Raw genomic sequence first — 3,899 nt, 5'->3', positions numbered from 1 at the left:
GCTCTGGCACTGATGACGGTCATGCCAGACGTTCATTTGAACCGCCTGCTCCTGACGTTCAGCAGAAACTCGGAATTTCTCCGCCAGCACGGCTATTCACTGCGCTATGCGAGGTGCAACTCCTGAGAAAAACACTAAGAGGCTGGTTCTGGTGCTCGGTATTGCTGGCGTGGTTGGCATTGCCAATGCCTCCGTTCAGGCGCAAGCCGAAGTGACTGCGGTGACCGAGACGGGGGCATTGCCCTCCCCCAGCGGCTACCTCTGGGACGTGGCCAAGACCATGACCAACCCCGTCACCCGTTACGTTACCAATCTGTCCAAGATGTATACCCCCGTTCCTTTCATGGGCGTGCTGGCCAAAAATACCGGTGCGAGCCTCACCGCCCCCGAAAGCTCCTTCGACTAAGTAAGAAAGGCAGGGGCAGGATGTGTGAACATCCTGCCCCCTGGTATTTCCATGAAATTGAGATATTTAAAGTACGTTGGCGCAGCCGTAGTGACGTTGATCTTCGGGTTTCACTTCTTTAACACTGTGTTATACAATGCTCCCCAAAACGTCATCTCAACTGTATATTCGTTCGATAAAGTGTATATATCAGGGCTTCTTGCACAGGAATGGGCTATGTTTGCACCGGAACCAATGGATAGGGACACGAATGTACTTGTCAAATGCCTTGACACAGCAGGAGGTAGGTCCACAGGCTTTCATGACATCACCAGTGACTTCAATCGACTGAGAACTCGTAACATTTTTGTATCGGCAGACCGAGTGGCTCGTGTACCGGGCAATTGGGCGTACTTATATATTGCCGCCAGCCGTTGGGAGCAAAAACTTCATGACGAATGTAAAGCAAATGCGAAGAGTGCTTCCTGTGAGAATTGGAAGGCGATGAAAGACCAAAGAGAAAAAACCTCAAAAGATGGACTTACTCTTGTGGCCAGCTATTATTGCAGGGACGCAAGTAGGGGGACTCACTATAGGTATGAAAGCGCAGAAATCACTCTTAAAGTGATCGATGTCGCACGTTGGTCTCAACGCCATAAAGCCAACAGTGGCGAGACCTACTTCGTTAACGTGGGCAACGTCAAGCTCAATCAAGTCTCGGGGAGACCAATATGGAACTGAAGGGGCTAATTCATAATTTATTTGACACACCTCGCCACGTTAAGGGTACTCGAATACTCTTAAATATCATCTCCATATATTTTATATACCGCTTCTCCACCGAAACAACTCATCTTAACTTTATATATTCAACGGGGATAGATTTTAAACCTGGATACGCAACGCTAGCGATGGTAACCACTCTTGTCTGCTCAATTCTAATAATTCTAGGGAGATTTATAAATATTGCTCTTCTTCTTAATCTTATTTCATTCTGGTATCTCTCTGATACGTCGATATCAGGGGATGGCGGCGATAATATTTTGAGAATCGTGCTCGTATATCTTGTTTTCGTACACCCAAAAACCATGAGCGGGGAGATAAAACCGGGATTTAGAGTATTTCTACATAATGCAGCAATCTATGCTGTTATTTTACAGGTAATGATTTTATATTTTGTAGCGGGTAGCGTTAAAATGCAGGGAAGCGACTGGTATCAAGGCACAGCCATGTATTACGTTTTAAGCACAAATGAGTTCGGTCCAGGATCACAATTTGTACGCGAATTATTCAAAAACCCCTGGGTCTCCTCAACCATCTCGCACATCACAATGATCTATCAAATTGGCTTTCCCTTTATGATTCACAATCGCTATCACTTGGTTTGGGCTTTGATGGGCGTGTTTTTCCACATTGGCATAGGTGCGACAATGGGACTTTTTACATTCTCCCTAGTAATGACCGGCCTTATCCTGTTTACCATCAATGACCAAGAATGGAACAGAGTTTATGCAATGCTTGGCGGATTGAGAAAGTTCCTGCCTAAGAGGAGGAGAAATACGGCTATTGAAGGCATTTCATAATTTTGACAGCAAATAAAATTCTCAAGGAGTAGCACATGAACCTCTACCAATCTTACTTCCAGCTTCTTATCCATCCCGGCACGTACTTTCAGCGGATGGGGGGTGCGCCGATGAAAAGGAGCCACCACGCTGCTATCGTGGCGGTGACAGGTGGACTCTTGGGAGGCTACGCCGTCCTGATTGCCCCCCCCTCGCCTCCCGTGACAACTACGCTTTCTGCCGCTCACCGCTGGGTAGAGCAACCCTGGTTGATCGACGTTGCCCTAACAGCTATCGCAACATTTGCCTTGTGGGGACTACTTTCTGGTCTGGCGAGACTTGGAACGAAGGAGAGGTGCCAACCATCAAGTATCTTCGCTCTGTCATTCATCCCTATCATAGTTGGCACAGCTACTATGTTGATAGTGGAAATCATCCGTCGGTACACACAGCAGAGCATGACACATGAGGCCATTCACGTTCTAACGGTCCTGGGTATGGTGGTCAACATAGCGGTCCTCATTCGCCACGTTCAAGTGGCCAAGGCTGGCTTTCAGGCGGCACTGGGCTCCTCTCACCTCGTGAACAAGGTTCTTGTTATCGCCTACGGTATGACGACCACCCTCATTCTTTCTGCAACGATGCTGATTCTGACTGCCGGTTCTCTGGAGGGTGCTTCATGATGAAGAATGTGTTGTTTTTAATCGCCCTGCTCCTAGCCTTATACGGGCTGTTTGCGCGCTCGCAGGGTATTTACATTAATCCCTGGCTGACTTGGTTGATGATTTTGGCGCCGGTCCTCGTTGGCGCCATCCAGGGCCTGACGAAACGAAGGCAGGATTAATCTCATTCCTCAAATCAGTTTTGCGGAGGCTGGCCGTGGGCTCCACTTCTAAATTCACAACAGATGCTGTGGTCATTGGCAGTGGTCACAACGGCCTGGCCGCGGCCATCACCCTCGCCCAGGCTGGCCTTGAAGTCACCCTCCTGGAGGCACAATCCAGTGTCGGCGGAGGACTCCATACCAGCGAACTCACCCTTCCGGGGTTCCACCACGACCTATGTTCGGGCGTGCACCCCATGGCCGCCGCGTCGCCGTTTTTTTCGGCCCTGCCGCTCGCCAGCTTCGGTTTAGAATGGGTGAGCCCTACAATTCCACTCGCACATCCTCTGGGTGAAGAGGCCGTGTTCCTGCACACGTCCCTGCAAGAGACGCTTGCAGGATTGGGGAATGACGCAGAACAATACTCCTCCCTTATAGAAGGTTTCAACCGTGATTTTCCTATGCTGAAGAGCGATTTGATGGGGCCAATGCTACATCTTCCGAGGCACCCATTCCGGATGATCCACTTTGGAGTGAGGGCGATCTTACCGGCCCATGCGATTGCACACCACTATCTCAAAGGACACCGACTTAAAGCGCTGTTCGCGGGACTCGCCGGACACTCTGGAATACCATTCCATGCGCTGGGCTCAAGTGCAATCGCCATGATGTTGACGGCCGCCGCCCATCATCACAACTGGCCCTTTCCCCGTGGTGGCGCACAGCAGCTCGCATTCACACTGGCGAGGTACTTTCAATCCCTGGGCGGCAAGATTCAAACTGAAACCAGAGTCGATAATTTACAGGAGTTGCCGAGGAGCAGGATTACCATATTCGACCTTGGGCCGAACGAAATCTTTCGCATTGTCGGTACACATGCGCCCACAAAATTAACAACAACTACAAAAAGATACAGATACGGTCCAGGAGTATACAAGATAGACTACGCCTTGAGAGAGCCGGTGCCCTGGAAAACAAACACCATTAATTCTGCGGGTACAACTCAGGAGTTGCACCTGCATAACGACGGGGAAGCGCTCCCAGCCGAGAAAATCTGGGAGTGTCTACGTCACAGATTCTGGGGGAGCGCGTCCGCATTCTGGCAGATGAGTTCCTGGCCGTTCCAACC

The 3,899-nt window shown here is 50.0% G+C and carries 6 protein-coding genes; all 6 read left to right on the top strand.

Going from position 1 to position 3,899, the window contains the following annotated elements; translation table 11 throughout:
- Positions 1 to 151: 151 nt before the first annotated feature.
- A complete protein-coding gene (locus A7B18_RS21680; RefSeq protein ID WP_146009646.1) occupies positions 152 to 406 on the top strand; it encodes a hypothetical protein in 255 nt (84 codons plus the stop codon).
- Between the two features lie 24 nt (positions 407 to 430).
- A complete protein-coding gene (locus tag A7B18_RS21675) occupies positions 431 to 1,126 on the top strand; it encodes a DUF5819 family protein (RefSeq protein ID WP_146009645.1) in 696 nt (231 codons plus the stop codon).
- Positions 1,117 to 1,968 carry an HTTM domain-containing protein gene (locus tag A7B18_RS21670; RefSeq protein ID WP_146009644.1) on the top strand — a complete coding sequence of 284 codons (852 nt, stop codon included), beginning with the start codon at positions 1,117 to 1,119 and terminating at the stop codon, positions 1,966 to 1,968. The genes A7B18_RS21675 and A7B18_RS21670 overlap by 10 nt, the downstream gene beginning before the upstream one ends.
- Before the next feature lie 35 nt (positions 1,969 to 2,003).
- Complete coding sequence (locus A7B18_RS21665) at positions 2,004 to 2,630, top strand: hypothetical protein (protein ID WP_146009643.1); 627 nt, start codon at positions 2,004 to 2,006, stop codon at positions 2,628 to 2,630.
- Positions 2,627 to 2,791, top strand: a complete 165-nt coding sequence (locus A7B18_RS22200) for a hypothetical protein (RefSeq protein WP_180970291.1) — start codon at positions 2,627 to 2,629, stop codon at positions 2,789 to 2,791. The genes A7B18_RS21665 and A7B18_RS22200 overlap by 4 nt, the downstream gene beginning before the upstream one ends.
- 35 nt (positions 2,792 to 2,826) lie before the next feature.
- A partial coding sequence (locus A7B18_RS20985) for a phytoene desaturase family protein (RefSeq protein WP_146009642.1) occupies positions 2,827 to 3,899 on the top strand: 1,073 nt, incomplete at its 3' end.

It is taken from the genome of Deinococcus planocerae (assembly GCF_002869765.1).
GTDB lineage: Bacteria > Deinococcota > Deinococci > Deinococcales > Deinococcaceae > Deinococcus > Deinococcus planocerae.
Note: the sequence above shows the minus strand (reverse complement) of the source record. Positions and strands in the feature narration are given on the sequence as shown.

Coding starts and splice junctions, on each gene's coding strand:
- A7B18_RS21670 (WP_146009644.1), top strand. CDS start 1,117: ATGGAACTGAAGGGGCTAATTCATAATTTATTTGACACACCTCGCCAC.
- A7B18_RS21665 (WP_146009643.1), top strand. CDS start 2,004: ATGAACCTCTACCAATCTTACTTCCAGCTTCTTATCCATCCCGGCACG.
- A7B18_RS22200 (WP_180970291.1), top strand. CDS start 2,627: ATGATGAAGAATGTGTTGTTTTTAATCGCCCTGCTCCTAGCCTTATAC.